Here is a 25635-nt window from a genome sequence, read left to right as displayed (position 1 = left end):
TCGCATGCTCGCGTCCGCCGGAGGATTGACGCTGTTGCTCCTGGCCGCGCACTCCATTCTCGGAGAGAGGCTGATCTTCGCCCGCCTGCGCGAGGGCGGCGGCTGGAGCGAGGCGGCGTTGAACCTGCTGGCGCTTCGCCGCTGGTGGGCGATTCGCGCCAGCTGGCACCTAGTTTCGGTCCTGGCCGCTGGCGTTGCGGCGCTATTGATTGGCATGGCTTTTGGATCGGTCGATGTCGAGACGACACTGGGCGTGACCTTCCTGGTCGGGGCTGTCTATTGGGCCGTTGCGACACGCTTCGGTCACCCGGGATGGATCGTCCTCGGCGCGATTGCGGGGCTGTTGCTTGTCCCGATTTGAGCGTCGGCTCTGCCGATCACCAGGAGTGATTATGGCCACCACCAACAAGGGCCTGGCCAGAACCAGCCTCGGCATTGGGCTGGAGTTGGGCGTGATTGAAGCATGACAGACGCGGTCCACAGCTTTCGGATTGACGGCCGGTCGATCCTGAGCCGCGCCGACCTCTATGCCGCCGTCGAGCGGGTCGAGGCGACGCCGGACTGGATGGGGCGCAATCTGGACGCTCTGTTCGACGTGCTGGTGGCGATCTGGCCCAAGCCGACCGTCTTTGAATGGACCCATGCCGCGGTTTCCGCCACTGCCATGGGGCCGGACTTCGACATCCTTCTCGGCGTGCTGACGGACGCCCAATCAGAGCCTCGATCGCGATTCACCCTGCAGGTGTTCGACGGCGAGGCCGACATTCAGGAGCAAGCGCAATGACCGACACCATGAAAGCCCTCGCCAAGATGGTGCCCGGCATCGGGCTGGAGCTGATCGATGCGCCGATCCCCGTGGCGGGGCCGGAGGACGTGCTGATCCGCGTGCATCGCACGGCCGTCTGCGGCACCGACATCCACATCTGGAACTGGGACGAGTGGTCCCAGAAGAACGTGCCGACGCCGATGATCACGGGCCACGAGTTCTCGGGCGAGATCGTCGCCATCGGCTCGGACGTGAACCGGCCGCTGAAGATCGGCCAGCGTGTCTCGGCCGAGGGCCATGTCATCGACCTGAACTCAGAAGCCGCCCGCGCCGGCCACTTCCACCTCGACCCGCACACGCGCGGCATCGGCGTGAACCGCCAGGGCGCCTTCGCCGAGTTCGTCGTGGCCCCGGCCTTCAACGTGATCGAACTGCCCGACGACGTCTCCTATGAGGTCGCGGCGATGCTCGATCCGTTCGGCAACGCCGTGCACACGGCCCAGCAGTTCGATCTCCTGGGCGAGGACGTCCTGGTCACCGGCGCGGGCCCTATCGGCATGATGGCGGCGGCGGTGGCGCGTCACGCGGGCGCGCGGACGGTAGTCCTGACCGACATCAACGACTTCCGTCTGGAGCTGGCGCAAAAGGTCGCTCCGGGCGTGCGGACCGTGAATACGACGAAAGAAGACCTTCACGACGTCATGAAGGAGCTGGGCCTGAAGGTCGGCTTCGACGTGGCTCTGGAGATGTCGGGCTCGCCGATCGCCTTCAAACAGTGTGTCGACACATTGATCATGGGCGGCGGCATGGCTCTGCTGGGCATTCCGTCGAAACCAATGGAGACCGACTGGGGCGCCATTATCCTGAAGGCCCTGACCATCAAGGGGGTCTACGGCCGCGAGATGTTCACCACCTGGCGCAAGATGCTGGGTCTGCTGAAGGCCGGGCTCGATCTGGAGCCGCTGATCACCCACCGCCTGTCCTATGCCGACTACCGCGAAGGCTTCGACGCCATGAAGTCGGGCCAGTCGGGCAAGGTCATCCTCGACTGGGACAAGGCCGCATGAGGGGGTCAGCCTGACCGGGGCGATCAGCCCGATCGTCGCCTTCCTGACGGGCGAGGGGACCGACGACGCGGGGCGGGATGTCTTCGAGATCATCAGCTTCGACGACGCGGCGGTGGAGCAGGTGCACGACTTCATCCAGTGGCTGTTTCCCCTGCGGGAAAGGTCCGGCGCGCAGCCGAACGCGCCGGTGCTGACTGACGAAGATGTCGAGGCGATCCGCGAATCCATGTCGGCGCAGGCCGCTCTGGCGGCGGCGACCGATCGGCTGGCGATCTTCTATTTCCGTAACGGCCACTGGCTGACCGCCAGCGACCACAACCATCTCCGGATCACCCGGATCATCAAGTCGCTGCGCCTGCTGCGCGGCGATGAACTGGCCGACGCCTTCCGGACTCTGATCCTCGCACGGGTGGCGGAGGCGGGGTCTCCGGTGGGCCAGCCCACGCTGGGCTTCTGGTCCCGGGCCTAGGCTTTCAGAGCCTTGATCAGGGCCGCCTCGAACCCCTTGGTCTCCGGGCCCGGCAGGACAGCGGCGATCCGGCCGGTCTCGTAGAGTTCGATCACCGCCGGGTGGACATAGGACGACCGGCACACCGTCGGCGTATTGCCCAACAGGCCCGCTACGGCCTTCACGCAGACCGTGACCTTGCGCTTCGCATCCGTGGCCGAAGTCGGAGCCTCCATGTCACGCAGGGCGCGGGCGGCGGAGACCGTGCCGGCCCACGTGCGGAAGTCCTTGGCCGAGAACTGGTCGCCCATGGCGCCGCGAATGTAGGCGTTCACGTCGTCCGATGTGACGGGACACAGATGGCCCTCGGCGTCGCGATATTTGAATAGTTGCTGGCCGGGGAGGTCCCGCAGGCCGCGAACCACGGTGGCCAGACGGCGATCACGGACGCTGACCCTGTGATCGACGCCGCTCTTCCCCCGGAACGCGAAGCTGAGGCCGGCGCCGTCGACCGCCAGATGGCGCTTGTGCAGGGTGGTCAGGCCGTAGCTGCGGTTCTGTTTCGCATACTGGACGTTGCCGACGCGGATGAGGGTGATCTCCAGCAGGCGGACAGCGGTGGCCAGAACCTTCTCGCGGGTCGGACCGCGCGAGGCGAGGTCGGTCTCCACCTGCTGGCGCAGTCTCGGCAGTGCCTTGGCGAAGGCCGACATCTTGTCGAACTTGTTGCCCGACCGGTGGCTGCTCCAATCGTTGTGGTAGCGGTACTGCTTGCGCCCCTTCACGTCGCGGCCCGTGGCCTGGATATGGCCGGAGGCGCGGGGGCAGATCCAGACGTCGGTCCAGGCGGGCGGGATGGCCAGCATGCGGATGCGATCCAGCACGCCCTTGTCCCGGATGGTCTGGCCCGCGGCGTCGCGGATCGAGAAGCCGCTGCCCGAACGGACGCGGGTGAGGCCGGGGTTCGCATCGCTGCTGTATGTCAGGCCCCTTGGGACCTCGACGGCGTGGGTGAAGTCGTGACTACCGTCGGGCATCGGGCGGGCTCCGGATCAGGAACGGCGAACGTCGCGGCCGATCCGGTGGTTCCTCTTGACCCGGAGTGTCTGGAAGGAGACGGAACGGGATGAACTATCGCCACAGCTTCCACGCCGGGAACTTCGCCGACCTGGTCAAGCACGCCCTTGTCCTGTGGCTGCTGAAGACGCGGCAGGGGGCCGGGCCGGTGGTCGTGCTGGACACCCATGCGGGGGCGGGGCTCTACGACCTGACCGGCGACGCGACCCGGTCACGCGAGGCCGAGGCGGGTGTCGAGCGGCTGATGGCGGCGGCGGACCGGCCGGCCCTGATCGAGGCCCTGGCGGCCGAGGTCGCGGCCCTCAATCCTCATGGCGGGGTGCGCTTCTATCCCGGGTCGCCGGTGCTGGTGGCGCGGTCGCTAAAGGCCGCCGACGCCTATGTCGGGTTCGAGCTGCGCGAGGAGGTGGCCGGCCTGTTGCGCGAGAGCCTGGCGGGCTTCCCGACCGCGCGGGGCGAGATCGGCGACGGCTACGATCTGGTCCTCGCGGAGGCGCGGCAGGCGGGCGGATCGCTGGTGTTGATCGACCCGCCATTCGAGCGGCCCGACGACTACCTGCGCGCGGCGGATACGGCGGCGGCGATCGTGAAGGCCGATCCGAGTGCGGTGGTCGCGATCTGGACGCCGCTCAAGGACCTGGAGACGTTCGACGGCTTCCTCCGCCGGCTGGCCTCGGGGACCGGGGCGCCGACCCTGGTGGCCGAGGCGCGGTTGAGGCTCCTGACCAACCCGATGAAGATGAACGGCTGCGCGATGGTGGTGGTCAATCCGCCGGACGGCGCCGACGCGGCGGCGGCGGAAATCTGCGGCTGGGTGGCCGGGACCCTGGGCGACGCGGGGGCGAAGGCCGAGGTCTGGCGCGCCTGACGCGACGCCAAAAATGAGACTCGACAGAGTCGACAGAGTCGCTCCGTCTGACGTGAAAGAGAGCGTGTCGGGCATGTCAAAGACCGTCGTGGGCCTTTGCTAGCATGCCGCTGCGCCAGATCCGGACGCAGGCCTATTCGATGACTTCGCCGGCCTCGTAGAGGTTGGGCTCGAAGGTCGCGATGGCCATGATCGGCAACATGGCGGCGGACACGGCGCCGTTGCGTGTCATCGCCTTCCAGTCCTCGACCGAGCGCCAGACGGCCTGATTGACCACGGTCTTGCCGTTCAGGCCCCGGTGCAGGGTGGCCGAGACGAAGCCCGGCAGGCCGACCTGGGCGCGCGTCAGTTCCGCCAGCATGTCGAGCAGGTCGTCCTGCTTCTCGGGCTGGACCTTGAACACATTGATCAGAACCACGGGGGTGATGTCGGCGTCCGGATCGGTCATGAGCGCGCCTGTAGCGCCTTTGCCCTTGTCCCGCCATCGCGGACCGGTCCCTATGGCGTCATGAAACCCATCGCGATCCTGGAAACCGGCAAGCCGCCCGAGGCGCTGAAGGATGCGTTCGACGACTATCCGGCGCGGTTCCGGGCCTTGCTGGGCGAGGGCGTGGCGACGGTACGGTTCGATGTTCAAGCGGGGCGGTTGCCCGAGGACCCGGGCGCGTTTCAGGGCGCGATCATCACCGGATCGTCGGCCGGGGTCTACGACGACCTGCCGTGGATATCACCTCTCAGTGACTGGCTCCGTGCGGCGCGAGGCCAGACGCGTCTGGTCGGCATCTGTTTCGGACACCAGATCATGGCGCACGCCTTCGGTGGTCGGGTCGAGAAGTCGGACAAGGGCTGGGGCGTCGGCCTGCATCGCTATCAGGTCGTGGGCGAGGAGCCGTGGATGTTCCCGCGTGCGACCTCCATCGCCATCCCTGTCTCTCATCAGGATCAGGTTCTGACGCCGCCCGCCGATGCGCGGGTGATCGCTTCGAGCGACTTTACGCCGTTCGCCGGGCTGGCCTGGGACGATGCCTCGATGGGCGCCATGTCGTTCCAGTGCCATCCGGAGTTCCAGCCCGAGTACGCCGCCGCCCTTGTCGAGAGCCGACGTGGCGCGCGCATTCCCGAGACGCTGGCGGACGAGGCCCTCGCCAGTCTGGCGCGCGTGAATGACCGGGCGGTGCTGACGGCCTGGATCCGCGCCTTCCTGATGCTGACCCCGCCTCCGGTGGAGGGCGAGGGGAGCGGGATCTAGGCTAGGGCCACTTCACCACCGGGGGCATCGAAGAGAGGATCGACTCGACGTTGCCGCCGGTCTTGAGGCCGAACATCGTGCCGCGGTCGTAGAGCAGGTTGAACTCGACGTAGCGGCCGCGACGGACCAACTGCTCCTCACGCTCATCCGTCGTCCAGGCCTCAGTCATGCGGCGCTCGACGATGGCGGCGTAGGTGTTCAGGAAGGCCTCGCCGACGTCCCGGGTGAAGGCGAAATCCTTATCGTAGTCTCCCGAGTCATGGTGGTCGTAGAAGATCCCGCCCGTGCCGCGCGGTTCGTTCCGGTGCGGCAGGAAGAAGTAGTCGTCGCACCAGGCCTTGAACTTCGGATGCCAGGTCGGGTCATGGGCGTCGCAGGCGGCCTTCATCCCGGAGTGGAAGGCGATGGTGTCCGGCGCGTCCTGCCGACGGTCGACGTCCAGCACGGGGGTCAGGTCCCCGCCGCCGCCGAACCAGCTCTTCGTCGTGGCGATGAAACGGGTGTTCATGTGTACGGCCGGGACACGCGGGCTGACCGGATGGCAGATCAGGCTAATGCCGGTGGCGAAGAAGCGGGGGTCTTCGTCGGCGCCGGGCACCGTTTTGGCATAGTCGGCCGGGAACTCGCCGTGGACCGTCGAGACGTGGACGCCGACCTTCTCGAACAGGCGGCCGTGCATCATGCCCATGACGCCCCCACCGCCGGCCGGCCGGTCCCAGGGCGTGCGGACGAAGCGGCCGGGCTCGCCGGGAAACAGATCGGCGGGCGCCGCGTCCTCCAGCGCCTCGAACCGGGCGTGGATGCGGTCGCGCAAGCGCTCGAACCAGGCGCGGGTCTCGACCTTCTTGAGGTGCAGCGGATCGGCGTCGGGGAGGGGCGGCTGGCTCATGGCGGCGTTCAATCACGTCTCGCGCGTGAGGTCACGTGGGCGGCGGAATGAACCGCGCAGGTCCGAAGCCGTTGGCGTATGGGGCTGTTTGGAGATTCATGATGCGTACCCTGTTGATCCCGACCCTGACGATCGCCCTGTTGTCGGCGGGGGCCGCCTCAGCTCAGGACGCGCCGACCCCCGACGTGGGGGAGCAGGACGCGGGCGTGTTCCGGATTTCCGACGAGGGCGCGACCTGCGCCCAGATCAGCGACGAGGCGGCGCAGCTTGGCGAGGCCATGGGCGACGCGACGCCCCAGGGCGGCTGGCTGAGCTCGCTCGGCGGCATCGCCAGGTCCGGCGCGGCCATGCTGGCCCCCGTCACAGCGGTGGCGATGGCGGGGGTGGATGCGGTGCGCCAGCCGGCGCGTGACCGCGATGAAGCCGAACAGGCATTGGTGCGGAACCGCTGGTACTATCTGAACGGACTGCATATCGGGCGCGGATGTCGTGAGCAGGCGCCCGTCCAGGCTGAGGCCCCCGGCCAGACCGCGACACAGGGAACGGCGCCTGCAATCCAGCCGGTCGCTCTGGCCGTCCCGGCGAGCAGCGACCGCTAGCCGCGCTTTGACTCGCCCGCCGGCCTCGGTCACGGTCCGGGCTTCACAGCGAGTATCGCCCATGCGTCCGATCCTGACCGCCCTGATGGGCCTCGTCATCGCCTCGCCCGTGATGGCGCAGACGCCCGAGGCCGAGCGGACCATCATGGCCACGGTGGTCGCCGAGCACGATCGGCACATCGGTCTGCTGGAGCGGCTGGTCAATGTGAACTCCGGCACGCTGAACCTGGAAGGGGTGACTGCGGTCAGTGAGATGGTGCGCGCCGAGCTCGAACCGCTGGGCTTCAACGTGCGCTGGGTCGACATGGGCGCCACCGGGCGGGCCGGGCACCTGATCGCCGCTCATGACGGCGGTGGCAGGAACATTCTCCTCATCGGCCATCTGGACACGGTGTTCGAGGCGGACAGCCCGTTCCAGCGCTTCGTGCGCGACGGTTCGCAGGCGACCGGGCCGGGCATCGGCGACGACAAGGGCGGTGTGGTGGTCATCATCGCGGCCATGCGGGCGATGCAGGCGGCCGGGACGCTGGACGGATCGAGCATCACCATCGTCCTGACCGGCGACGAGGAACGGCCCGGGGCGCCGCTGGAAGTCGCCCGCGGCTATCTGATCGAGGCTGGACGGGTCGCCGACTTCGCCCTGGAGTTCGAGGGGCTGGCCATCGAGGACGGCGAGGAGTTCGGCACCATCGCCCGGCGCAGTTCGTCCAGCTGGACGCTGACCACCGGCGGCAGGACCGGTCACTCCAGCGGGGTGTTCGGCGAGACCCTCGGCTACGGCGCGATCTACGAGATGGCGCGTATCCTCGACACGTTTCGGCGGGAGCTGCCGGAACCGAACCTGACCTACAATGTCGGGGTCATCGCCGGCGGGACGCCGGCCGAGATCGATGCGGCCGGTTTCCGCGTCCAGGCCTCCGGCAAGACCAATATCGTGGCCGAGACGGCGATCGCGCGCGGGGACCTGCGCACCCTGACGCCGGAACAGGACGCCCGCGTGCGCGAACGAATGGCGGGGATCGTGGACGATCACCTGCCGAAGACGACGGCCGAGCTGGCCTTCGCCCCCGACGGCTATCCGCCGATGGCCCCGACGCCGGGCAACACCGCGCTTCTGGAGCGGCTCAACGCCGTAAACCGCGACCTCGGCCTGCCGGAGATGGCGCCTTATGATCCGGCGAAGCGCGGGGCGGCGGACTCAGGGTTCGTGGCCGCCGATGTCGACACGCTGGGTGGAATGGGGATGGCCGGGTCGGGGGCCCATGCCGTGGGCGAAACCGTGGACCTCGACAGTCTGGTGCGGCAGTCCCAGCGCGCGGCCGTCCTGATCGGACGTCTGAGCCTGGGTGAACCATAAGTCACTTCCCTTTCGGGACAGGCGTCTGCCAGTGTCGGGGAATCGTCGTTTTCGGAGGTCGCCATGATCCGCTCCTGCCTGCTCGCCGTATCCGCACTCGCCCTGGCCCTGCCGGCCGCTGCGCAGGATGGAGAGGCGAGGGCGCGCGAGATCCTGCGCACCACGCCCCTGATCGACGGTCACAACGACCTGCCGTCGGCGCTGCGCGAGGGGTTCGGCAATGATCCCTACGCGGTCGATCTGGCGAGTAACCTGGATTCGTCCACGAACCTGCATACTGACATCCCGCGCCTGAGGGCCGGGGGCGTTGGCGGTCAGTTCTGGTCGGTCTATGTGCCGGCGAGCCTGACCCCGACCGAGGCGGCGCGCGAGACCTTCGAACAGATCGACACCGTGCGCCGCATCGTCGCCGCCCATCCGGACGTGTTCGAACTGGCCACGACCGCCGACGACGTCGAGCGCATCCATGCGGCCGGCATGATCGCCAGCCTGATCGGCATGGAGGGCGGATATTCGATCGACGATTCGCTGGGCCTGCTGCGCGAATTCCATCAGGCGGGCGCGCGCTACATCACCCTGACCCACTCCAGAACCACGACCTGGGCCGACAGCGCCACCGACGCGCCGAAGTGGGGCGGGTTGTCGCCGTTCGGCGAGGATGTGGTCCGCGAGATGAACCGGATCGGCATGATGGTCGACCTCAGCCACGTCTCGGAAGAGACGATGGTCGACGCGATGCGGGTGTCCGAAGCGCCGGTGATCTTCTCGCATTCCTCGGCGCGGGCGGTGACCGACCATCCGCGCAACGTGCCCGACAGCGTCCTGCGCGCCATGGCCGGGGACGGGGGTGTGGTGATGGTCACCTTCGTGCCGGGCTTCATTTCGAAGGCCAACATGGACTGGGGCCCGGCCTACAACGCCGAGATGGCCCGGCTTGGCATCGCGCCGGGCGCACGGCCGGAAGATCCGCGCATGACCGCCTGGGTCGAGGCCAACCCTCGGCCCGCCGCGACCCTGGCCGATGTGGTGGCCCACATCCAGCATGTGCGTGAGGTGGCGGGAATCGATCACGTCGGCCTGGGTGGCGATTTCGATGGCGTCGGCAGCCTGCCTGAGGAGGTGCAGGGCGTGGACGCCTATCCACGCATCCTCGCGGCCCTGATGGCTGCGGGCTGGAGCGAGAGCGATATCCGTAAACTGGCCGGCGAGAACGTGCTGCGGGTCATGCGGGCGGTCGAGGCCGTGGCGGCGTCGAAGTCGGATGAACGCCCCAGCCTGGCGACCCTGCCGCCCGGCGCGCCGGAATAGGTCAGGTCTCGCGCGGCGCGGCGTCGGCGCCGCCGGTCTGCCTCAGAGCTTCGAACAGACCGATTCCGGCGCTGACAGACAGATTCAGAGAGCGCGCCTCCGGGCGGATCGGAATGAAGACGCGCGCGTCGGCGGCCGCGTGGACGAAGTCGGGCGCGCCCGAACTTTCCGAGCCGAACAACAGGGTGTCGTCGGGCCGGAAGGTGAAATCGGTCAAAGGGGTCGCGCCCCGGGTCGTGAACAGGACCAGCCGTCCAACGCCCCGCGACGCCTGAAACGCGGTCCAGTCCGCATGCCGTGTCATGTGCGACAGGGGGCCGTAGTCGAGCGCCGCGCGCTTCATCGCCCGGTCGTCGAACAGGAAGCCCGTGGGCTCGATAATGTGCAGCTCGACCCCGAAACACGCCGACAGCCTGATACAGGCGCCCACGTTCTGGGGAATGGCCGGTTGAAAAAGGGCGAGACGCATTCTAAGGCCCTCATACGCGCGGGCAGGGGTCTTGTCGCGGTCAGTATTGCGAGTGGTTCTCAAGTAACCACAGCGACTTGCGGCGATGAGCCGCAAAGTCTGACCGGGTCGAAACGCCGCCGTCGCGCTAAGGACATTTCCTCGCACGCGGGTTGCCACATGGCGGCGCGCGATCCGGGTTTTACAGAGGTGAGACTTGGCCGAATCGGTCGTGACGAACGAACACCCGGAAGGTGACGCCACCCGCCGGGACTTCATCCATATCGCGGCCGGGGCCGCAGCCGTCGGCGCGGGCGTGATGATGGCGTGGCCGCTGGTCAACTCCATGAACCCGGCCTCCGATACCCTGGCCTTGTCGACCGTCGAGTTTGACACCTCCAAGGTCGCCGAGGGGATGCAGATCGTCATCACCTGGCAGGGCAAGCCTGTGTTCGTGCGCAATCGCAGCGCCGCCGAGATCGCCAAGGTCGTGGAAGAGGGCGCCGTCGGCTCTCCGCCCCAGACCGACGCAGAGCGCACCAAGGCCGGTCACGAACCTTTCCTGATCGTCGTCGGAAGCTGCACTCACCTGGGCTGCATCCCGACGTTCGGAACCGGCGACTTCGGCGGCTGGTTCTGCCCCTGCCACGGTTCGCACTACGACGCCTCGGGACGTATCCGTAAGGGTCCGGCGCCGTTGAACCTGGTGGTGCCGGAATACGAATTCACCGCCGGCTCCACCATTCGGATCGGCTGAGAGCGGACAAGATGAGCGGACACGAATCCACCTACGTTCCCAAGAGCGGCGTCGAGAAGTGGCTCGACACCCGGCTGCCGATCGTGCGCTTCGGCGCCGACTACCTGTCGCTGCCGACGCCGAAGAACCTGAATTACTGGTACACTTTCGGTGCGATCCTGACGATTTGCCTGGTCACCCAGATCGCCACCGGCATCTTCCTGGCCATGCACTATCAACCGAACACGGCGATGGCCTTCGCCTCGGTCGAGCGGATCATGCGCGACGTCAACGGCGGCTGGCTGATCCGGTACGTCCACTCCAACGGGGCGTCGATGTTCTTCGTGGCCGTCTACATCCACATGCTGCGCGGCCTCTACTACGGCTCGTACAAGGCGCCGCGGGAGATGATCTGGATCCTGGGCTGCGTGATCTTCTTCCTGATGATCGCCACGGCCTTCCTGGGTTACGTCCTGCCGTGGGGCCAGATGTCCTACTGGGGCGCCGAGGTCATCACCAACCTGATCGGGGCCATCCCGGTCGTCGGCGAGCCGGTCCTGATCTGGCTGCGCGGCGGTCCGGCCATCGACAACGCGACGCTGAACCGCTTCTTCTCGCTGCACTATCTGCTGCCGTTCGTGATCTTCGGCGTGGTCGTGCTGCACCTGTGGGCCCTGCACACGGCCGGCCAGAACAACCCGGTCGGGATCCTGATCCCCAAGGAGCGGGAGAAGAAGGACACGATCCCCTTCCACCCCTACTACACGGTCAAGGACGGCTTCGCCCTGCTGGTGTTCCTGATGATGTTCGCGGTGTTCGTGTTCTTCATGCCGAACGCCCTGGGTCACGCCGACAACTACATCCCGGCCAACCCGCTGCAGACGCCGGCGCACATCGTGCCCGAGTGGTACATGCTGCCATTCTACGCGATCCTGCGGGCCGTTCCTGACAAGTTTGGCGGCGTCGTCGCCATGTTCGGCGCGATCGGCGTGCTGTTCATTCTGCCGTGGCTTGACACCTCCAAGGTGCGGTCGATGCGCTATCGCCCGACGATGAAGATCTTCTTCCTGATCTTCGTGGTAGTGGGCCTGATCCTGGGCTGGTGCGGCGCCCAGCTGCCGGATGCTCAGGTGGTTCCCGGCATGCCGAGCTTCACCCTGATCGACGGCCAGTTGAACAGCTATCTTTGGCTGACCCGCCTGGCCACGCTCTACTACTTCGCCTTCTTCTTCGTCATCATGCCCTTCGTGGGCCTGAAGGAGACGCCGCTGAAGATCCCTGCGTCGATCTCCGAACCGGTCCTTTCGGGGCCGATCGCGATGAGCGGCGCCGTTCCTGCCGACGCCGAAAAGAAGGGCTGATCGCGATGTCGATTTCCATCCGCAAACTCGCCCTGTCGATCGCCGCCCTGGCCGTCGTCGGCGCGGCCACTCCGGCCCTCGCCGAGGGCGGCGCCCATCACCCGCGGTCGGGCGGCTTCTCCTTCGACGGGCCGTTCGGCACCTTCGATCAGGGTCAGCTGCAGCGCGGCTACAAGGTCTATCGTGAGGTCTGCGCGGCCTGCCACTCGATGGACCTGGTGTATTTCCGCACTCTCGGCGAGAAGGGCGGTCCCTTCTACGATCCGCACGCGGAGAACCCGGCCGCCAACCGCTACGTGCGGGCCCTGGCCGCGGAGATCGAGGTCGGGGACATCGACTCCGAGACCGGCGAGGCGATCATGCGTCCCGCGACGGCGGCCGACCGGTTCCCGAACCCCTATCCTAACCGCACGGCCGCGGCCGCAGCCAACGGCGGGGCGATGCCGCCCGACCTGTCGGTCATGGCCAAGGCCCGTCACGACGGGGCCAACTACATCTACTCCCTGCTGTCGGGCTACGAAGCCCCGCCGGCCGGTCTGCGGATGACGGCGACCCAGCACTACAACCCTTATATGGCGGGCGACATGACCCCGTTCTGGGACGGCGACCCCGAGCACGTTCCGGCCGGCGGCTTCATCGCCATGCCCGCGCCGCTGGCCAATGGCCAGGTCACCTATGACGACGGCACCGAGGCGACGGTCGACCAGATGTCCAAGGACGTTGCGGCCTTCATCGCCTGGGCCTCGGATCCCAAGGCGACCGAGCGGAAACAGTCGGGCGTGGGCGTCCTCGCCTTCCTCGCCATCTTCGCCGGCCTCACCTATGCCAGCTACCGCCGCATCTGGAAGGGCGTCGCCCACTAGCGAACCTTCTGGCCCACCGCAGAAACCATCAGCCCGCCGGGTCCGCCGGCGGGCTTTTTCGTGCATTGACGGTAGTAGAAGAAAGTGCTTTGTAACTCAAAGCAACTGAGGAAGCGCCATGTGCATCACTCGTCTGTTCGTCGTTCCGCTGGCGGTGCTTGCAGTATCCGTAGCGGCCCTGACGCCCGCCGTCGCCCGGCAACAGAACCCGGCGGGCGCCCAGGCCCAACGCGACGCCATGGCGCGTCTGTCCTTCATGGATGGCGAATGGCGCGGCACGGCGGTGATCAACAGTCCGCAGGGGCGCACGACCCTGACCCAGACCGAGCGCGTCGGGACCCATCTGGGCGGATCGATCCGCGTGGTGGAGGGGCGTGGCTATGCCGCCGACGGCACGACGCAGTTCAACGCCCTGGCCGTCATCGCCTGGGACGAGGGGGCGCAGGCCTACACCTTCCGCGCCTACGCCCAGGGCTATCAGGGCGACTATCCGTTCGAGGCGACCGAGGACGGCTTCCGCTGGCGGACGCCCGCCGGGCCGGGCGCGACCATCCAGTATGTCGCCACCATCAAGGACGGCCGCTGGCATGAAGTCGGCCACTATGTTCGTGAGGGCCAGCCGCCGCTGCCCTATATCGAGATGGACCTGCGCCGCGTCGGCGACAGCGACTGGCCGGGCGCGGGCGCAGTAGCGCCGACGGAATGAGCGAGGCACAGTGTCGGCCATGACCGACGCGCCCAGGCTGGAAATGGCCCGCAGGCTCGACGCCTTCGTCGACGCCGCCTTCGCCTTTGCCGTGGCCCTGCTGGTGGCCGGGGGCGGAGACCCGCCGACGACGTTGGCCGAGATGCAGGGAATGCTCTTGAGCGCCCCGGCCTACGGCGCCAGCTTCGCCCTGATCATCATGTTCTGGCTGAGCTATCGCGACCTCGGCCGCCTCTGGCCCTTGCGAGACGCCCTGTCGACGGCGCTGAGCCTGGGCGTCGTGTTCGTGGTCCTGCTTTATGTGTTCCCGCTGCGACTGATGATGCAGTCGGCGCTGCACGCCTTGTCGGGCGGCGTTCTGCCCGGAGGCGATCTGATCAACCGGATCGAGGACTTGCGCTTCCTCTACGTCGCCTACGGTGCGGGGTGTCTCTCGCTGTCTCTGCTGTTCGCGGCCCTGTATCGCCACCACCTGAAACAGGGCGCGGCCGGACCCATACAGGCCGTCAGCGCTCGCATCTGGATCCAGAACTGGGTGATCCTGTCCGGGGCTTCCCTGGCCTCGATCATCGTCGCCCTGACCGCGTCCGACGCGATCGCCCCGTGGGGCGGCGGCCTCGTCTATATGAGCGTGCCTGCGCTGATCGGGATCGCCTCGGTCTTCCACGCGCGCGCCTTGTCGCGGGTTGCGCAAGTCGACACGGAGGCTGCCGCCTCCTAACCTCTGGCGACATTTCAGTCTGCCGAGGGTTTCCATGCGTTCGCTTACCGCCGTCGCCGCACTTCTTGCGGGTCTGTCCCTGTCGTTCGCGGCGAGCGCGCAGGAGCCGGCGTTCGACGCGGCCCGCCTGTCCGAACACATCCGCATCCTGTCCGCCGACGACTTCGAGGGGCGAGGCATCGCGACCCCGGCGGAGCAGAAGGTCATCGACTACCTCTCGCAGCAGTTCGAGGCCGCCGGTCTGGAGCCTGGCGGCGACAATGGCGGTTGGACCCAGGCCGTGGCCCTGAACCGGTTCACGGCGTCGGAGGTCCAGGCCCAGCTGACCGTCGGCGACTGGACGCAATCCCTCGCCCAGGGCGAACAAATCGTCATTTCCAGCCGGCGTCCGGGCGAGGACCACGTCATGCTGATGGACGCGCCCCTGGTCTTCGTAGGCTACGGCGTAAAGGCCCCCGAGCGGGACTGGGACGACTTCAAGGGCCAGGACATGACCGGCAAGATCCTGGTTGTCCTCGTCAATGACGCGGACTTCGAGGAGCCGGCTCTGAACACCTTCGGCGGCCGGGCCATGACCTACTACGGCCGCTGGACCTACAAGTACGAGGAGGCGGCGCGTCAGGGCGCGGCCGGCGTCATCATCGTCCACGAGACCGATCCGGCCTCCTATGGCTGGACCACGGTGAAAAACAGCTGGTCGGGGCCGAACTTCGACATCATGCGCGCCAACGCCGACGAGCGCGTGCCGATGGAAAGCTGGATCCAGCGCGATGTCGCGGTCGCGCTGTTCCAGCGCGCCGGTCTCGATTTCGAGGCCCTGAAGATTCAGGCGCGCAGCCGCGACTTCCAGCCGGTGACGCTCGAAGGCGCCGAAATGGACGTGATGTTCAACGTCGCCTCGGAGCGGATCGAGACCCACAACATCATCGGCCGTCTGGCGGGATCGACCCACCCGGACGAAACCTTCCTCTACACCGGTCACTGGGATCACATCGGGGTCGGGACGCCGGACGCCAACGGCGACGCCATCTTCAACGGCGCGGTCGATAATGCCTCCGGTATCGCCGGCATGATCGAACTGGCGCGCGCCTACGCCGCCGGTCCGCGCCCGGAACGGTCGATCGTCTTCATCGGCTTCACGGCCGAGGAGAGTGGTCTGCTGGGATCGGAATACTATGCCGCCAACCCGATCTATCCGCTGGCGACGACGGTCGGCGGGGTGAACATGGATTCGGCCAATGTCTACGGACGAACCGAAGCCTTCAACGTGGTCGGCTTCGGTCAGTCTGATCTGGACGACCGGATCACCCCACTGGTCGAGGCGCAGGATCGTGAAGTCCGGCCGGACGGCAACCCGGCCTCGGGCGTTTATTTCAGGTCCGACCACTTCCCGCTGGCCAAGCGTGGCGTCCCGATGGCCTACGGCGCCTCGACCGGCGATTTCGTGGACGAGCCGATCGTGGATCGCACGGCGAACCGACAGGCTTATGGGGCCAACCGCTATCACCAGGCCGATGACGAGTGGTCCGCCGACTGGGATTATTCCGGCCAGATCCAGGACCTGCGGGTCTACTGGTCGCTGGGGCATGCGCTGGCCAACAGCCGCGACTGGCCGCAGTGGAAGGAAGGCTCCGAGTTCGGGCCTGCGCGGGCGGTGAGCGCAGCAGAGCGGGAGTAAGTTTCCTTCTTCCGCAAGGGAGAAGGTAGGGGGTTTCATGACGAAACCGTAATGCGGTCTGCGCGTCGCCCGCGCCTAATGTCCGCGCCGAAATGGCGAGGAGAGCCCTGATGTTGCGTGGATTGTTCGGTGGTGCGGCCGCATTGGCCCTGGTTCTTTCGGCGGGACTGGCTTCGGCCCAGGACTTCTCGGCGGACCGGATTTCGCAGGATATCCGCCACATCTCCTCGGATGACTTCCAGGGGCGTTATCCGGGCACGGAAGGCGAGCGTTTGACGCTGGCCTGGCTGCAGGCGCAGTATGAAGAGTTCGGTCTGGAGCCAGGCGGGCCGAATGGTCAGTGGCTGCAGGACGTGGTCCTGAAGCGCTTCACGCCGGTCGCCGGGGCGGCTTCGGCCAGCTGGACCGGCCCGGACGGCACGGTGCATCCGATGGCTGTCGGGACCGACATCCTGCTGCGTTCCGCCACCAACGACGGCAAGGCGGACATCGAGGATGCTCCGGTGGTCTTCGTCGGCTACGGCATCCACGCGCCCGAACGGGACTGGGACGACTGGGGTGATATCGATGTGCGCGGCAAGGTCGTGGTCGTCATCGGCGGCGAACCCAACTCCGCCGAGGTCGCCGAGCGATTCAACGGCGCCTATCCGACCGCCTATTCGAACGGCTGGTACAAGCAGGATGAGGCCTTCCGGCGCGGCGCCGTGGGTGTCGTCACCCTGAGCATGGTACCGGCGACGGACGCCGGATGGCTGCGCGGCGCCCAGTTCGGCGCCCGCCAGCGGACCCTGACGCCGGGCGCAGCGGACCTGGAGTTCACGGGCGCGATCAACCACGACGTCGGTCTGGCCTGGGCCGGCGCGGCGGGCGTGGACGCGGCGACCCTGGCCGATGTCGAGAGCGGGGCCTTCAAGGCCGTGGCCCTGACCGGCGTAACCTTGTCGGTCGCCCACGAAGAAGCCATCGACACCCTGACGACCCATAACCTGCTGGCCAAAATTCCCGGGACGACCCACCCGGACGAGACCATCATCTATTCGGCCCACTGGGATCACGTCGGCGTCGGCGCTGACCACGTCAGCGCAGTCTCGACCACCGAGGACAACATCTACAACGGCGCCTGGGACAACGCTTCCGGCACGGCCGGCATCGTCGAGATGGCGCGCCAGATCAAGGCGGCGCCGCGCCCGGAACGCACCATCGTCTTCGCCCACATGGCGGCCGAGGAGATGGGCCTGCTGGGCTCCTACGGATACGCCGCCAACCCGGTCTATCCGCTGGAGACGACCGTCGCCGACATCAACATCGACATGCTGCCGCTGTCCGGCCCGACCCGCGACGTGGCCATCTTCGGCAAGGGGCAGAACACGCTGGAAGACGATCTGGCCGTGCTGGCTGCGGCCGAAGGCCGTGTGATCACCGATGATCGCCAGCCGGAGCAGGGCTTCTACACCCGCTCGGACCACTTCCCGTTCGTGCGTATGGGCGTACCGGCCCTGATGACCTGGCATGGCGTGGATTGGGACGAAGGCGGGGTCGAAGCCGGCCAGGCCGCGTGGACCGCCAAGTTCGGGGCCGACTATCACAGGCCGTCGGACGAATGGTCGGCGGACTGGGATCTCCGTTCGGCGGTCGAGAACCTGACCCTGCTGTATCGCCTTGGCCTGCAACTGGCCAACAGCGACGCATGGCCGACGTGGAAGCCGACCTCGGAGTTCGGCGCCCGCCGCGCCGCCAGCGACGGGGCCCGCCAGTAGGGCTGATCGCGGATCAAACGAAGACGGGCGGCCCTCCTGCGAGCGCCGCCCTTTTCAGTTTGCCGGTCGGCCTGCGGGATCAGGGCGCGGTCGTGTCTTCCATGATGATCTGACGCGCCTCGGCGATAGCGGCCTCGGTGGTCTTCAGGCCGTCGACGATCTGGGTCGCCATGCCCATCAGCGCCGGTCCCGTGGTGGACCCGTTCTGCGCTTCCTCCTCCAGGCCGAGACCGTTGTTGGCGACGATGGCCTCGTTCCACGCGGCGCGGACGCCGGCCCAGTAGTCCTTCGTCTTCGCCCAGTAGTCGTCGCCCGGACCGGGGTTGTAGGTCGAGTCCGTGCGATAGGTGTTGATCACATCCTCCTGGACGATGGCCGTCAGGGCGCCGCCGATCTCGGCCTGCTTGAGATTGTCCTGGATGTGGACCCAGCCGAACGGCGTCAGGGCGTGGCGGTTGGTGCCGAGGTAGCGGTCGTAGATCGGGTCCCGCACCGCGTCGCGCCGGGCCAGGGGACGCAGGGTCGGTGCGCTGGTCCACTGGTCCAGGCCGTCGGCGTGGGTCCAGCGGCCAACGCCGCCGTAGCGGGGCGAATCGTCGGTATGCCATACGGTCTGGGACCAGGCGCCGGCGCGCTCGGCCTCGGGCACCGGGGTCAGGACCCAGCGGTTCGGCCCGGCGTAGGTCAGGACGGTGGCGGGCTGCCAGACCCAGTCCTGGCGCCAGTGCTTGATCACGATGGACTGGCCGTCGTGCTCCATGACCAGGATGTGCTGCAGGCTGATCCGGTCGCCCGTATCCTCGACCAGACGCACGATCTCGTTGCCGCCCGAGATATGGGCTTCGACGGGATCGTAGCCTTCGTGGAGGGAGACGTTCTCCTGGAAGTCGAAGCGCACCTTGTATTGGCCCTGCTGGGCGAGGATCGACTGGCGATCCTGCTCGAAGCTGGCCGGGCGGGCTGAAGCGGACGGGGCGGTCTGGGCCTGGGAGGCTACGGGGGCGGCTCCGACCAGAAGGGCGGCGGCGATCAGGATGGCGCGCATGGGACGTCGTTCCGATTTGCTAATTGTTCGCATTATCGACATCCGGCTCACAGGCGCAAGCTCAGGGACAGGCCGACGTTGCGACCCGGCTGGGTATAGGCGTCCCGGGCGGCCGAGGACGCCGCCACGCCGCGGATGTCGCTCCACCAGCCGTAGGTCTCGTCGGTCAGGTTGAAGGCGCCGATGCGGGCCGTGACCCGGTCGGTGACGTTCCAGTATGCGGTGACGTCCAGCAGCGCGAACTCGTCGCCGGTGTAGCAGCCCAGCGACGGAGCCGGGTTGAAACAGCCAAGGCCGTCGGTGTCGCTGTTCTCCTTTCTGGCCGACCAGGTGACGATGCCCTCGACGCCGAAGCGGCCGGCGGTATCATCGTAGCCCAGGCCGAAGACGACCTTGACCGGGTCGATCGTGGTCAGGCTGGCGGTCGTGGTTCCTGTCGTCTGGTCGCCGTCGGCATAGGCCGCGGCGGCGCGGGCATAGACGCCGTTGTCCCAGTGCAGGTTGGCGCGGGCTTCGACGCCCTCGATCTCGACGCTGGAGAAGTTGACGAACTGATAGATGGCCGGGTTCGCGGGGGTGAAGGCGCCGCCGACCATCTGCTGACTGATGAAGTCCTCGAAGTCCGACTGGAAGGCGACCACCTGGGCGTCCAGCACGCCGTTCATCGCCGACGCATGGGTCAGGCGGGCGCCCAGCTCGAAGCTCTGGCTGGTTTCCGGCGCCAGGTCAGGGTTCGGCGCCGACACGTAGCCGGAGGCCAGGTTCGAGAAGCCGTTGTTGACCTGGCCGGGCGTCGGGGCCTTGAAGCCCTCGGCGTAGTTGGCGAACAGCTGGAACTGGCTGGTGGCCTGCCAGACCACGCCGACCTTCGGCGAGAAGTGGTTGTCGTCCTGGTCGGCCCGGGCGCCGGTATAGAGGCGGTCCGAGGTGGTCGACAGCTCGTAGGCGTCGAAGCGGATCGCCGGGATGATGCGCAGCGCACCTCCGGCCAGCACGATCTCGTCCTGGATGAAGGCGCCGGCCAGGGTGTAGTCGGTGGCCGGGAAGGGGCTGGTCGGGAAGGTCTCGCCAAAGGGCGGCACGGTGCCGTCGCGCACGCCCGTCTGGCGCGTCTCCGACCCGTCGCCGCCGAAGGTCAAGCGGTGCGACACAGAGCCCGTCTCGATCGTCTTGCGGGCCGTGGCGGCGATGCCGCGGACGCGGTTGTCGAAGGTGTTGTCGCGGGTGCGGTCGACGGCCGGGGTACGGTCCTCGAAGGTGAACTGACGCGTCCCGGCCTCCTGCCAGTAGCCGGCGACCATGACGTCATCCAGGCCGAACAGGCCTTCCGACCTCCAGTCCAGACCGAAGCGGTCGCGGCTGGTCTCGTCGTCGGCGGTCAGCGCCAGCACCGCGTTCGGCGAGAAGGGCGGTGCTGCCGGGACAATGCCGCTGAGGACGTTGGCGGTCATGTCCATGTCGTAGTGGTCGTAGGTCAGGCGCAGGACGTTCGAGGCGTTCACGTGCCACAGCAGCTTGGCCAGGACGGCGTTGGACTGGATATCCTGCGGATTGGCCTGGGTGCGGGCCGTGCCCGTGCCGCCGACGTCGCCGCTGGTCTCTGTCTCCTGGCTGTCTCGACGGGTGTAGGCGATCAGACCCGAGAACGGACCGCTGCGGCCGGCGACGGCCAGGCCCCCGGTCCAGCCAGCATCGGCGGAGTTGTAACCGACGCGGGCGCGGGCGCCGAAGTTCTGGTCCGGCGACAGGAAGTCGACCGGATCCCTGGTCGTGAAGCTGACCGCGCCCGCGACACCGTCGGAGCCGTACAGCGCCGAGGCCGGGCCGCGCAGAATCTCGACCGACTTCATCAGATCGAGGTCCGAATAGCCGCCGCGCCCCACGCTCTGGGCGCCGAAGACGAAGCCGTCCGGCTGGCGCACGCCGTCCACGACCATCAGGACACGGTCGCCGCCGAGGCCGCGGATGGTGAAGCCCTCGTTGCCCGCACGACCGGCGGCGCCCAGAGCGGCGCCGAAGCGGGCCGGCTGGGAGACGACGCTGACGCCCGGCTCATAACGGACCAGGTCCTTGATGTCGGTGAACAGCAACCGCTCGATGTCTTCGTCCGTATAGACGCTGACGGTCGCCGGGACCGCATTGACCGGCGTCGCGGTGCGCGTGGCGACGACCGTCACCTCGGGCAGACGGCTCGCCTGGTCGTCGGTCGAGATCTGGGCGAGGGCCGGCACGGCGGTCAGGAGGGCCGCTGCGGCGGTCGACAGGGTCATGAGGGTGCGCACTGCAACGGCTCCGCTTGAAATGAGGAGGCGGCAATACTGCTAACGCTTCTGCGAAGCAATCGCAATTGTGATGAGAGGACTGAACCTTGGCTATGGGTGCGGCGTTACGGCCCCATGACGACGACCCTGAGACTGTACGCCCCGGCGGCGCTTGTCCTCCTTCTCGGCGGCTGCGGCGAAGACGGTCCGAAAAACCCTCCGACCGAACCGGCCGCCCCGATCACCGTCGAGAACCCGTCCGCGCCACCGGCACGCGGTCAGACGTCAATGCTGCCGGGGCGCGGGGCGACCAGCTTCGTCGGTCGCTGGGCGGCGGACGTCAGCTGGTGCGCGGCTCCCCAGGGCGAGCGGCGGCCGATCGAGATCACTTCCACCCGGTTCGTGGGCTACGAGAACGCCTGCCGGATCGCCGCGGTGGACGAGGTCGCCGACGGCTATGTCGCGACCCTGGCCTGTATGTCCGAGGGAACCGCGCGGTCGGAGCGGGTCCGGTTCCAGGTGACCCAGGATGTCATGCGGCTGAGCTATCTCGACCGCGCCGGCGACCCGGTCACGTTGAGGAAATGCACGGCGCTGGATGACACGGCGACGAAGCCGGCGGAAACGCCGTAAGTCGTCAGTTGAACAGGAAGTTCATCACGTCGCCGTCCTTGACGACATAGGCCTTGCCCTCGGCGCGCAGCTTGCCGGCCTCGCGGGCCTTGGCCTCGCCGCGCAGGGCGACATAGTCCTCGAAGGCGATGGTCTCGGCGCGGATGAAACCCTTCTCGAAATCGGTGTGGATGACGCCCGCCGCCTGGGGGGCCGTGTCGCCGATATGGATGGTCCAGGCGCGGGCTTCCTTGGGGCCGACCGTGAAGTAGGACTGCAGGCCCAGAAGCGCATAGGCCTCGCGGATCAGGCGGTTCAGGCCGGGCTCGGCCAGACCCAGGCTCTCCAGGAACTCGGCCTGTTCCTCGGCGTCGAGGACGGCGAGCTCGGAATCGATCTTGGCGGAGATGACGACCGAGTTCGCGTTGTCCTCGGCGGCGCGCTTGGCGACCAGATCCGACAGTTCGTTGCCCTTGTCGGCCGAACCCTCGTCGACGTTCGAGACGTACAGCGCCGGGAGCGAGGTCAGCAGCTGAAGCATATGCCAGGCCTTCTCGTCCTCCCTGGACACCTCGACGACGCGGGCGGGTTTGCCGGCGCGCAGCGGGGTCAGGGCCATGTTGATCAGGCGCAGGGTCGTCTGGGCGTCCTTGTCGCCGCCCTTGGCCTTCTTCTCGACGTTGACGACGCGCTTCTCGAGGCTTTCGAGGTCGGCCAGCATCAGTTCGGTCTCGATGATCTCGAGATCGCTGATCGGGTCGATGCGGTTCTCGACATGGGTGATGTCGTCGTCGACGAAACAGCGGGCCACGAAGGCCACCGCGTCACAGTCGCGGATATTGGCCAGGAACTGGTTGCCCAGACCTTCGCCCTTCGACGCACCGCGCACCAGGCCTGCGATATCCACGAAGGTGATCCGCGACGGGATGATCTCCTTGGAGCCGGCGATCTCGGCCAGAACGTCCAGGCGGGGCTCCGGCACCGCCACGTCGCCGGTGTTCGGCTCGATGGTGCAGAACGGATAGTTGGCGGCCTGGGCCGCCGCCGTCTTGGTCAGGGCGTTGAACAGGGTGGACTTGCCGACATTGGGCAGGCCGACGATCGCGACTTTCAGAGCCATGGCTTTGGGGGAGTTCCTTGCTGAGCGCGAGCCTTTAGCGGGTTCGGACCCGTTTGTCAGGCTCGCGCTTCACGGGCGTCAGGCGGGCGGCTGACCCACGGTCGCGGTGATCTCGACCGGCGCCGCCGTGGCGAAGGTCAGGGTCAGGGGCACGGTGTCGCCGGTCTTCAGCGGCTCGGTGACGCCCATCAGCATGATGTGGTTGCCGCCGGGCGCGAGGGCCACGGCCTGACCGGCTGGAAGCGGCAGGCCAGCCTCCAGCTCGCGCATCATCATCATGTTACTCTCCATCCGCATCTCGTGGATCTGCGCGAGGGCGGAGGCGGGGGAACTGATCGACACGAGGGTGTCGGCGGCGGGCGCCGTCAGGGTCAGATAGCAGCCGGTGACCTGACGGCCCGTAGGCGTCGGGCGGCAGATCGCGCCGGTGACGACCACCGGCCCGACGGTTTCCGATCTCCCCGACGATGCGGGTTGGCCGCAGGCGGCGAGCGCCAGCACGGGCAGGGCGGCGAGCAGGGCGATGGGGCGAAGGATCATCATGGTCTCTCTCAATATTCCAGACGCAGGCCGACGAACAGCGACCGACCTTCGCCGGGGAAGAAAATGGCCGTTGAAGCGGTGCGGGCGTCCGTCACCGCGCTGAAGTTCGAGACGTAGCGCTCGTCCAGCAGGTTGCGGGCGTCCACGAACAGGCGGGTCCGCTCGTCCAGTGTGTAGCCAAGGCCGAGGTTCACGACGGCGTAGCCGGGCGCTCTCAGCGTGTTCATATAGTCGACCCACGCATCCGACGGCGTCCATTCGACCGAGGGGGCGACGAACCAGCCTGCCGGGTGATCGTAGCGGAGCTCGGCGCGGTACAGGTGGGGCGGAACCAGCGGCAGGTCGTTGTCGCCATAGGCCTTGTCGCCCTCGAAGAAGAAGTCCGACAGAGTGTATGTCTGACGCAGCCGCCAGCTCCCTCCCAGGAAGTGTTGGGCGAACCGCCAGTCCAGACCCGCCTCGATCCCCTGGTGAACCGTAGGCCCGGCGTTGAAGGTGGCCGCCGGAATGCCGAGCGCCGGATTGACCACGAAGTTGAGCAGTTCGTTGTCCAGCTCGGCGCGGTAGACGGCGACGTCCCATGAGAACCGCGCCGTGCGACCGCGCAGCCCCGCCTCCCAGGTCCAGGCTTCCTGGGCCTTGATGGGCTGGAAACCACCGATGAAGGGGCTCAGGGAGCTGAAGTTCGGCGGCTCGATCGAGCGGGTGACATTGGCATAGGCTTGGGCCCCGGATTCGCCTTCCCAGAGCAGACCGAAGCGGGGCGCGAACCACTCGTAGTCCTTGGCGGTGGTCAAATTGAACGTGCCGGTGACCCCCGGCAGCGCAAAGCTCTGATAGTCGCGCTTGGCCCGCCCCCATGCGCCGCCTGCGACGATGGCGACCTGATCGGTCACGAACAGACGGCCTTCCGCGAAGACGTCCAGCGCTCCGGCGTTCTGGCGCGCCTTGGCGGTGCGGGCGCCGCTGGAACCGCGGACATTGACGAACTGCTGGGCGTCCAGGTCGCCGACCCGGTACCAGACGCCGCCGAAGGCGTCGGCGTGAAGTCCGAACAGCTGCCCTTCCCAGTCCAGGCGGCCGAAGGCGCCGTAGTTCCGGCTCTGCTGGTCGATGACCGCGAAGATCGGGTGATGCAGGTCCTTCCAGGTTCCATAGACCGCCCCTTCGAACAGCAAGCCGGGCGACAGCCGCCAGCGGGTCGAAAGCGTGGTCCGAACCGAGGCGTAGTCGCGCTGGTAGGAATTGGCGACATTGGCGGCGGTCGCCATGACCGGGGTATTCAGCGCCTGGGCCAGGGTCAGGGAGCCGGGGATGTCCTGATGGATATAGGCGCCCTGCACGATCAACCGGGCCTCGCGATCCTCGCCGAAACTGCGGCCGATGTTGGCCGTGATATACTGCTGCTGACCTTCCGAGTTCTGTCGCCAGCCTTCGGCCGTCGCGCCGGTGACGCCGATGAAGCCGTCCCGGTCGCCGTGGACGCCCCCGACCTCGGCATGAAGCCGGCCGGTCTTCCACGAACCGAAATCGGCGCGGAGGCTGGCGGTCTCGCCCGAGGTGCGGCCGTTCGGTGTGACCAGGTTGATCGCACCGCCGAGCAGGGCGCCGCCGAACCGCAGGGCGTTGCCGCCCTTGTAGACCTCGGTGAAGCGGGCCAGCAGGGGGTCGACCATCTGCACGTCGCCGAAGCCGTCGGCCTCGTTGAACGGGATGCCGTCCTGGGAGACGAACAGGCCGCGCAGGTGGTTGGCGTTGCCGATGCCCGAGCCCCGGATCGAGATGCGAACGTCGCCGCCCCATTTCTTCTGGGCATAGACGCCGGGCACGTCGCGCAGGACGTCGGCGAGGTTGGGGGCGTAGCGGGTCTCGAGGCTTTCCGCCGATACGACGGCGACGGCGCCCGGCGTGCGCGACAGCCGGCGGCGGGCCTCGGCGACGACGGGCGGGTCCTCGGGATTGCGGGCGCCGGTGACGATGACCTCTCCGAGGTCGGTAGCGGTCTCCGGGGCGGTGGTCTGGGCGAGAGCAGGGGCGCTCGCGGCTGCGAGCAGCAGCGCCAGCGGCGCCGCAGTGGTCTTGAGCAACATGGAATTTCCTGAATCAGCGACAGGCGAACGCGCGGCCGGTCAGGCGCGCGTGGCGAAAGCGTCGGT

The 25635-nt window shown here is 67.6% G+C and carries 26 protein-coding genes; 17 read left to right on the top strand and 9 right to left on the bottom strand.

The annotated features are described in order from the left end of the window. The first annotated feature begins 4 nt into the window (after nt 1-4). The 4 genes from RMO01_RS13980 to RMO01_RS13965 all read left to right on the top strand — a co-directional run bounded on the left by RMO01_RS13980 (nt 5) and on the right by RMO01_RS13965 (nt 2302). Nucleotides 5-361 carry a hypothetical protein gene (locus tag RMO01_RS13980; protein ID WP_309629668.1) on the top strand — a complete coding sequence of 119 codons (357 nt, stop codon included), beginning with the start codon at nt 5-7 and terminating at the stop codon, nt 359-361. Nucleotides 362-463: 102 nt separating this feature from the next. Next, nucleotides 464-784 carry a barstar family protein gene (locus tag RMO01_RS13975; RefSeq protein WP_309629667.1) on the top strand — a complete coding sequence of 107 codons (321 nt, stop codon included), beginning with the start codon at nt 464-466 and terminating at the stop codon, nt 782-784. 8 nt (nt 785-792) lie between these two features. Further along, a complete protein-coding gene (tdh, locus tag RMO01_RS13970) occupies nt 793-1833 on the top strand; it encodes an L-threonine 3-dehydrogenase (RefSeq protein ID WP_409013084.1) in 1041 nt (346 codons plus the stop codon). Nucleotides 1834-1945: 112 nt separating this feature from the next. Continuing rightward, entirely contained in the window at nt 1946-2302 is a 357-nt protein-coding gene (locus RMO01_RS13965; RefSeq protein WP_309629665.1) for an opioid growth factor receptor-related protein, read from the top strand. Here RMO01_RS13965 and RMO01_RS13960 read toward each other — a convergent pair. Then, nucleotides 2299-3318 (bottom strand): DNA topoisomerase IB, encoded by a 1020-nt coding sequence (locus RMO01_RS13960; protein ID WP_309629664.1) that lies wholly within the window; start codon nt 3316-3318, stop codon nt 2299-2301. The genes RMO01_RS13965 and RMO01_RS13960 overlap by 4 nt on opposite strands. Before the next feature lie 89 nt (nt 3319-3407). Between RMO01_RS13960 and rlmJ the strand changes: the two genes are divergently transcribed. Beyond that, the gene (rlmJ, locus tag RMO01_RS13955; RefSeq protein WP_309629663.1) at nt 3408-4226 is read left to right on the top strand and encodes a 23S rRNA (adenine(2030)-N(6))-methyltransferase RlmJ; all 819 of its coding nucleotides are present in this window, start codon (nt 3408-3410) and stop codon (nt 4224-4226) included. A 133-nt stretch (nt 4227-4359) separates the two neighbouring features. Here rlmJ and RMO01_RS13950 read toward each other — a convergent pair whose 3' ends face one another. Continuing rightward, nucleotides 4360-4674, bottom strand: coding sequence for an antibiotic biosynthesis monooxygenase family protein (locus tag RMO01_RS13950; protein ID WP_309629662.1), 315 nt, complete (start codon nt 4672-4674; stop codon nt 4360-4362). Nucleotides 4675-4734: 60 nt separating this feature from the next. Here RMO01_RS13950 and RMO01_RS13945 point away from each other — a divergent pair, with 60 nt between their 5' ends. Further along, on the top strand, nt 4735-5475 hold the full coding sequence (locus RMO01_RS13945) for a glutamine amidotransferase-related protein (protein WP_309629661.1): 741 nt from the start codon (nt 4735-4737) through the stop codon (nt 5473-5475). A 1-nt stretch (nt 5476) separates the two neighbouring features. On the opposite strand, the gene hemF is transcribed toward RMO01_RS13945, so the two are convergent. Beyond that, nucleotides 5477-6364 carry an oxygen-dependent coproporphyrinogen oxidase gene (gene hemF, locus RMO01_RS13940; protein ID WP_309629660.1) on the bottom strand — a complete coding sequence of 296 codons (888 nt, stop codon included), beginning with the start codon at nt 6362-6364 and terminating at the stop codon, nt 5477-5479. A 101-nt stretch (nt 6365-6465) separates the two neighbouring features. On the opposite strand from hemF, the gene RMO01_RS13935 reads away from it, so the two are divergent. The 3 genes from RMO01_RS13935 (at nt 6466) to RMO01_RS13925 (ending at nt 9628) form a co-directional block, all read left to right on the top strand. After that, the gene (locus RMO01_RS13935) at nt 6466-6963 is read left to right on the top strand and encodes a hypothetical protein (protein ID WP_309629659.1); all 498 of its coding nucleotides are present in this window, start codon (nt 6466-6468) and stop codon (nt 6961-6963) included. 61 nt (nt 6964-7024) lie between these two features. Next, entirely contained in the window at nt 7025-8320 is a 1296-nt protein-coding gene (locus RMO01_RS13930) for a M20/M25/M40 family metallo-hydrolase (protein WP_309629658.1), read from the top strand. A 63-nt stretch (nt 8321-8383) separates the two neighbouring features. Beyond that, complete coding sequence (locus RMO01_RS13925; protein ID WP_309629657.1) at nt 8384-9628, top strand: dipeptidase; 1245 nt, start codon at nt 8384-8386, stop codon at nt 9626-9628. A 1-nt stretch (nt 9629) separates the two neighbouring features. Here RMO01_RS13925 and RMO01_RS13920 read toward each other — a convergent pair whose 3' ends face one another. Beyond that, on the bottom strand, nt 9630-10097 hold the full coding sequence (locus RMO01_RS13920) for a tRNA (cytidine(34)-2'-O)-methyltransferase (RefSeq protein ID WP_309629656.1): 468 nt from the start codon (nt 10095-10097) through the stop codon (nt 9630-9632). A gap of 196 nt (nt 10098-10293) precedes the next feature. On the opposite strand from RMO01_RS13920, the gene petA reads away from it, so the two are divergent. The 7 genes from petA (at nt 10294) to RMO01_RS13885 (ending at nt 17898) form a co-directional block, all read left to right on the top strand. Continuing rightward, nucleotides 10294-10833, top strand: coding sequence for a ubiquinol-cytochrome c reductase iron-sulfur subunit (gene petA, locus RMO01_RS13915; RefSeq protein WP_309629655.1), 540 nt, complete (start codon nt 10294-10296; stop codon nt 10831-10833). 11 nt (nt 10834-10844) lie between these two features. Continuing rightward, on the top strand, nt 10845-12173 hold the full coding sequence (locus RMO01_RS13910) for a cytochrome b N-terminal domain-containing protein (RefSeq protein ID WP_309629654.1): 1329 nt from the start codon (nt 10845-10847) through the stop codon (nt 12171-12173). 5 nt (nt 12174-12178) lie between these two features. Continuing rightward, on the top strand, nt 12179-13036 hold the full coding sequence (locus RMO01_RS13905) for a cytochrome c1 (RefSeq protein WP_309629653.1): 858 nt from the start codon (nt 12179-12181) through the stop codon (nt 13034-13036). Nucleotides 13037-13154: 118 nt separating this feature from the next. Continuing rightward, nucleotides 13155-13742, top strand: a complete 588-nt coding sequence (locus tag RMO01_RS13900; protein ID WP_309629652.1) for a DUF1579 domain-containing protein — start codon at nt 13155-13157, stop codon at nt 13740-13742. Nucleotides 13743-13761: 19 nt separating this feature from the next. Further along, nucleotides 13762-14463: a TMEM175 family protein gene (locus RMO01_RS13895; RefSeq protein WP_309629651.1), complete on the top strand. Its 702-nt coding sequence runs from the start codon at nt 13762-13764 to the stop codon at nt 14461-14463. Between the two features lie 34 nt (nt 14464-14497). Further along, a complete protein-coding gene (locus tag RMO01_RS13890; RefSeq protein WP_309629650.1) occupies nt 14498-16141 on the top strand; it encodes a M28 family peptidase in 1644 nt (547 codons plus the stop codon). A gap of 110 nt (nt 16142-16251) precedes the next feature. Continuing rightward, entirely contained in the window at nt 16252-17898 is a 1647-nt protein-coding gene (locus tag RMO01_RS13885) for a M28 family peptidase (RefSeq protein ID WP_309629649.1), read from the top strand. Nucleotides 17899-17977: 79 nt separating this feature from the next. Here RMO01_RS13885 and RMO01_RS13880 read toward each other — a convergent pair whose 3' ends face one another. Together RMO01_RS13880 and RMO01_RS13875 are read right to left on the bottom strand one after the other, a co-directional pair. Next, nucleotides 17978-18943: a DUF6607 family protein gene (locus RMO01_RS13880; protein WP_309629648.1), complete on the bottom strand. Its 966-nt coding sequence runs from the start codon at nt 18941-18943 to the stop codon at nt 17978-17980. Between the two features lie 47 nt (nt 18944-18990). Further along, nucleotides 18991-21225, bottom strand: a complete 2235-nt coding sequence (locus RMO01_RS13875) for a TonB-dependent hemoglobin/transferrin/lactoferrin family receptor (RefSeq protein WP_309629647.1) — start codon at nt 21223-21225, stop codon at nt 18991-18993. 114 nt (nt 21226-21339) lie between these two features. Between RMO01_RS13875 and RMO01_RS13870 the strand changes: the two genes are divergently transcribed. Beyond that, a complete protein-coding gene (locus tag RMO01_RS13870) occupies nt 21340-21837 on the top strand; it encodes a hypothetical protein (RefSeq protein ID WP_309629646.1) in 498 nt (165 codons plus the stop codon). Nucleotides 21838-21841: 4 nt separating this feature from the next. Here RMO01_RS13870 and ychF read toward each other — a convergent pair whose 3' ends face one another. The 3 genes from ychF to RMO01_RS13855 form a co-directional block, all read right to left on the bottom strand. Then, nucleotides 21842-22936, bottom strand: a complete 1095-nt coding sequence (gene ychF, locus RMO01_RS13865) for a redox-regulated ATPase YchF (protein WP_309629645.1) — start codon at nt 22934-22936, stop codon at nt 21842-21844. Nucleotides 22937-23014: 78 nt separating this feature from the next. Next, a complete protein-coding gene (locus RMO01_RS13860) occupies nt 23015-23476 on the bottom strand; it encodes a copper chaperone PCu(A)C (RefSeq protein WP_309629644.1) in 462 nt (153 codons plus the stop codon). A gap of 11 nt (nt 23477-23487) precedes the next feature. Beyond that, nucleotides 23488-25569, bottom strand: coding sequence for a TonB-dependent receptor domain-containing protein (locus RMO01_RS13855; protein WP_309629643.1), 2082 nt, complete (start codon nt 25567-25569; stop codon nt 23488-23490). Between the last annotated feature and the right edge of the window lie 66 nt (nt 25570-25635).

Source organism: Brevundimonas sp. (assembly GCF_031412435.1).
GTDB lineage: Bacteria > Pseudomonadota > Alphaproteobacteria > Caulobacterales > Caulobacteraceae > Brevundimonas.
Note: the sequence above shows the minus strand (reverse complement) of the source record. Positions and strands in the feature narration are given on the sequence as shown.

What these genes read in the sequence shown, in the direction of transcription:
- RMO01_RS13890 (WP_309629650.1), top strand. Translation starts at nt 14,498, where the DNA reads ATGCGTTCGCTTACCGCCGTCGCCGCACTTCTTGCGGGTCTGTCCCTG.
- RMO01_RS13900 (WP_309629652.1), top strand. Translation starts at nt 13,155, where the DNA reads ATGTGCATCACTCGTCTGTTCGTCGTTCCGCTGGCGGTGCTTGCAGTA.
- RMO01_RS13855 (WP_309629643.1), bottom strand. Translation starts at nt 25,569, where the DNA reads ATGTTGCTCAAGACCACTGCGGCGCCGCTGGCGCTGCTGCTCGCAGCC.
- tdh (WP_409013084.1), top strand. Translation starts at nt 793, where the DNA reads ATGAAAGCCCTCGCCAAGATGGTGCCCGGCATCGGGCTGGAGCTGATC.
- RMO01_RS13935 (WP_309629659.1), top strand. Translation starts at nt 6,466, where the DNA reads ATGCGTACCCTGTTGATCCCGACCCTGACGATCGCCCTGTTGTCGGCG.
- RMO01_RS13885 (WP_309629649.1), top strand. Translation starts at nt 16,252, where the DNA reads ATGTTGCGTGGATTGTTCGGTGGTGCGGCCGCATTGGCCCTGGTTCTT.
- RMO01_RS13870 (WP_309629646.1), top strand. Translation starts at nt 21,340, where the DNA reads ATGACGACGACCCTGAGACTGTACGCCCCGGCGGCGCTTGTCCTCCTT.
- RMO01_RS13950 (WP_309629662.1), bottom strand. Translation starts at nt 4,674, where the DNA reads ATGACCGATCCGGACGCCGACATCACCCCCGTGGTTCTGATCAATGTG.
- RMO01_RS13980 (WP_309629668.1), top strand. Translation starts at nt 5, where the DNA reads ATGCTCGCGTCCGCCGGAGGATTGACGCTGTTGCTCCTGGCCGCGCAC.
- rlmJ (WP_309629663.1), top strand. Translation starts at nt 3,408, where the DNA reads ATGAACTATCGCCACAGCTTCCACGCCGGGAACTTCGCCGACCTGGTC.
- RMO01_RS13930 (WP_309629658.1), top strand. Translation starts at nt 7,025, where the DNA reads ATGCGTCCGATCCTGACCGCCCTGATGGGCCTCGTCATCGCCTCGCCC.
- RMO01_RS13910 (WP_309629654.1), top strand. Translation starts at nt 10,845, where the DNA reads ATGAGCGGACACGAATCCACCTACGTTCCCAAGAGCGGCGTCGAGAAG.
- RMO01_RS13895 (WP_309629651.1), top strand. Translation starts at nt 13,762, where the DNA reads ATGACCGACGCGCCCAGGCTGGAAATGGCCCGCAGGCTCGACGCCTTC.
- RMO01_RS13905 (WP_309629653.1), top strand. Translation starts at nt 12,179, where the DNA reads ATGTCGATTTCCATCCGCAAACTCGCCCTGTCGATCGCCGCCCTGGCC.
- RMO01_RS13860 (WP_309629644.1), bottom strand. Translation starts at nt 23,476, where the DNA reads ATGATCCTTCGCCCCATCGCCCTGCTCGCCGCCCTGCCCGTGCTGGCG.
- RMO01_RS13925 (WP_309629657.1), top strand. Translation starts at nt 8,384, where the DNA reads ATGATCCGCTCCTGCCTGCTCGCCGTATCCGCACTCGCCCTGGCCCTG.
- RMO01_RS13960 (WP_309629664.1), bottom strand. Translation starts at nt 3,318, where the DNA reads ATGCCCGACGGTAGTCACGACTTCACCCACGCCGTCGAGGTCCCAAGG.
- RMO01_RS13945 (WP_309629661.1), top strand. Translation starts at nt 4,735, where the DNA reads ATGAAACCCATCGCGATCCTGGAAACCGGCAAGCCGCCCGAGGCGCTG.
- ychF (WP_309629645.1), bottom strand. Translation starts at nt 22,936, where the DNA reads ATGGCTCTGAAAGTCGCGATCGTCGGCCTGCCCAATGTCGGCAAGTCC.
- RMO01_RS13880 (WP_309629648.1), bottom strand. Translation starts at nt 18,943, where the DNA reads ATGCGCGCCATCCTGATCGCCGCCGCCCTTCTGGTCGGAGCCGCCCCC.
- hemF (WP_309629660.1), bottom strand. Translation starts at nt 6,364, where the DNA reads ATGAGCCAGCCGCCCCTCCCCGACGCCGATCCGCTGCACCTCAAGAAG.
- RMO01_RS13920 (WP_309629656.1), bottom strand. Translation starts at nt 10,097, where the DNA reads ATGCGTCTCGCCCTTTTTCAACCGGCCATTCCCCAGAACGTGGGCGCC.
- RMO01_RS13975 (WP_309629667.1), top strand. Translation starts at nt 464, where the DNA reads ATGACAGACGCGGTCCACAGCTTTCGGATTGACGGCCGGTCGATCCTG.